A 2,684-nucleotide genomic window follows, 5' to 3' on the forward strand; every position below is an offset into this window, starting at 1 on the left:
TCAATCGAATCAGGCTCATCAATTCCTTTAATAGCATTTGGAATTGTTGGAGCTTCACCAAAAAACATTACCATATTAGTAAGTATCTTATCGTACTCTTCTTTTCCAATATCTTCTTTTAGGCTTGGAAGTTCATTAATAAACTTTTGAAATCCTTTATATCCAAGAAAGCCTGTTTTGGGATTTAAAAATGAATTCTTTTTTAATGACAATGCATCTTCAGCGATTTGAATTTTATTCCTTTCTTCATTCATTCTAATAGTACATACTGTATTTTCTCTGCTTAAACCAGGATAATTACAATTCATAGCCTTCTGTAACATAGCATAAGAAAGCGAAATTAATTCCAAACGACCACAATCATATAAATATATACTTTGTTCTTGATCATCATATCCAACCATAAGTATATAGTGAAATGGAATATGTTCCTTGTGATACAAATTCTCAAAGTATGGAAGATAAAACATATCCAGAGCCCCTAAAACCACAGGATATCCAGAGTCAATTTCAGATTTTGCTTTTTTTAATGCTTTTTCAAAGCTTTTACATTCATAATGCTTATATTCAAATCCTACTATTGGAGCCAAAAACTCATACATCTTTTTTGTTCGACCATCTCCGAAAGCAATCATTCTCTTTAATTCAGATTTTGGAGTTTTTAAATAACAAAATGACCCCAATCCTGCTAGTGTAAAGAAAAAATTATTTGGTAAACATTCTCCTGTTTTATTCATATATATGTCCTCTATACCGTTCCACATACATTCATAATCATCAAAGTGATGCCTTATATCAATTATTTTTCGCATATTATATCACCTATGTAAATGACCTTTCATAAATAGACTTATCTTTCCTTGATAGGGAAACAAATTTCTGTAACTAATTCTTCAGTTTTATCAGTATCAGCAGGACCTACATGATATATACTAAACATTTCTCCAGCAAATTCATAATTACTATTTTCTATCCAGTTTACAACAGTAGCATTTACTTCTCCTATTTGTTCGTAGCCACCCCTCATCATGACAGAAGCAACCTTCATAGTATCTATATCCACAAATTTCACATTTTCAGTATCTTTATAATCGCCTTCTACTGCCATTTGGATTTCTACATCTGGATTATCTTCTTTGTATTCTTTATCGTGATATATAGCAGATCTATAGCTTGGACTAGCAAATTTAGGGTTTTGTGGTGCTATTTCTGCTCTAAGCATAGCCCAAAGCTTTCCTTCTTCTGGATAACTTGCTATAACTTGTCTAAGACTTGCGACCTTTCTCTCCGGCATATCTTTAACGTTTACATTGTATTTCATAATCGAATCCTCCTCTAATCTTTTTATAGAGCTTTCAATCATACAAATCTGATTTTGCATTTCTTTCATATTTTCCTCTATCTCAGACTTTTTCAACTTCAGATAATTTTTAAAACTCTGATCATCTGAGTAATTTTTCAATATTTCTTTAATTGTATTTAAACTAAGTCCCATTCTCTTCAATTCTTGAATTCTATTTATTGTGATGAGTTGCATTGCAGAATAATATCTATACCCTGTGAATTCATCTATCTTTTCTGGGACTAATAAATCTATCTTGTCATAATGTCTGAGCATCCTAACACTAACCTGTGAAAGCTTTGAAAACTCACCTATTTTAAACATCTAATCACTCCCTTTTTACATGCATGCTTTATTGAGCTTATTTATATTGTAGAGCCTATCACAATGTCAGAGTCAACAAAAAAATCTAGGCATGCTATAGAAATAATTTTTCTACATCATACCTAGATTTTTTATTAATTAATAAATTTACTTATCTTGACTAAAATCTAACTTGCTTTTTTATATTCTTGAGTATCATCGTGCTTTTTATTTTTTATGCATTTAAATACTACACATATAAATAATACTATTCCCAAATATCCTGTATATGGATATATTATATTTACTAAAGTTTCAAATGGCAACACTCCTCCTGCAAATGCTACTGCTGCTACTAAAACTGCCATTATTTTTGTTTTGAATTTATCGTTTTTAAATAACACATTTGAAAATGTATCTGTAACAGTCCAGAACATAGGAGCTGCTGTTGAGAATATTCCACATAATAATATTATAGAGAATATCGCACCTAATACAGGTGATATTGATTTTGCAAAATACAATGTTGGTATAGCTAAATCATATACATCAGTTACCTTTGATAAAAGTGCTAAATTCATGACTAACACAGCAGCCATTAGAGATACTCCACCGACTACTCCACCTAGCATTGCTTCTTTTTTACTGCCTGCACCTTTTCCTATTGAAGCTATAAATGCAACTCCTAGCGCTGAATTATATGCTGCATATAAAATTCCATTAACTATCCAGCTATCTGATGTTTTTGTCATATTTAAATTTTGAATTTGTGCTGTTGCATCAACGATATTTGCACCATTTCTAAATAAAATTATAAATCCTACAGCTATTGCAAACGCCAATATTACTGGTCCTAAAAGTCCTACTACATTTATTAAATTATCAAGTCCAAATAAAAACGCAACTAGTACTAATGCCACCATAATCGCTGAACCCATTTGAACGTTTAATCCATAATATTCATTAAGTGTCGCACCTGCTCCTGATACCATAACTACTAGTATTAAGAATAAACAAATTGGTGTTATAACATCGTATA

The 2,684-nt window shown here is 30.9% G+C and carries 3 protein-coding genes; all 3 read right to left on the reverse strand.

The features are described from left to right. Positions 1–764 (reverse strand): BtrH N-terminal domain-containing protein (locus MR593_RS05555; protein ID WP_331474746.1); only part of this gene is annotated, 764 nt, incomplete at its 3' end. 86 nt (positions 765–850) lie between these two features. Next, positions 851–1,666, reverse strand: coding sequence for a MerR family transcriptional regulator (locus MR593_RS05560; RefSeq protein WP_290690627.1), 816 nt, complete (start codon positions 1,664–1,666; stop codon positions 851–853). A 167-nt stretch (positions 1,667–1,833) separates the two neighbouring features. Beyond that, a partial coding sequence (locus MR593_RS05565) for a YkvI family membrane protein (RefSeq protein ID WP_290690629.1) occupies positions 1,834–2,684 on the reverse strand: 851 nt, incomplete at its 5' end.

The organism is Intestinibacter sp. (assembly GCF_022780145.1).
GTDB lineage: Bacteria > Bacillota > Clostridia > Peptostreptococcales > Peptostreptococcaceae > Intestinibacter.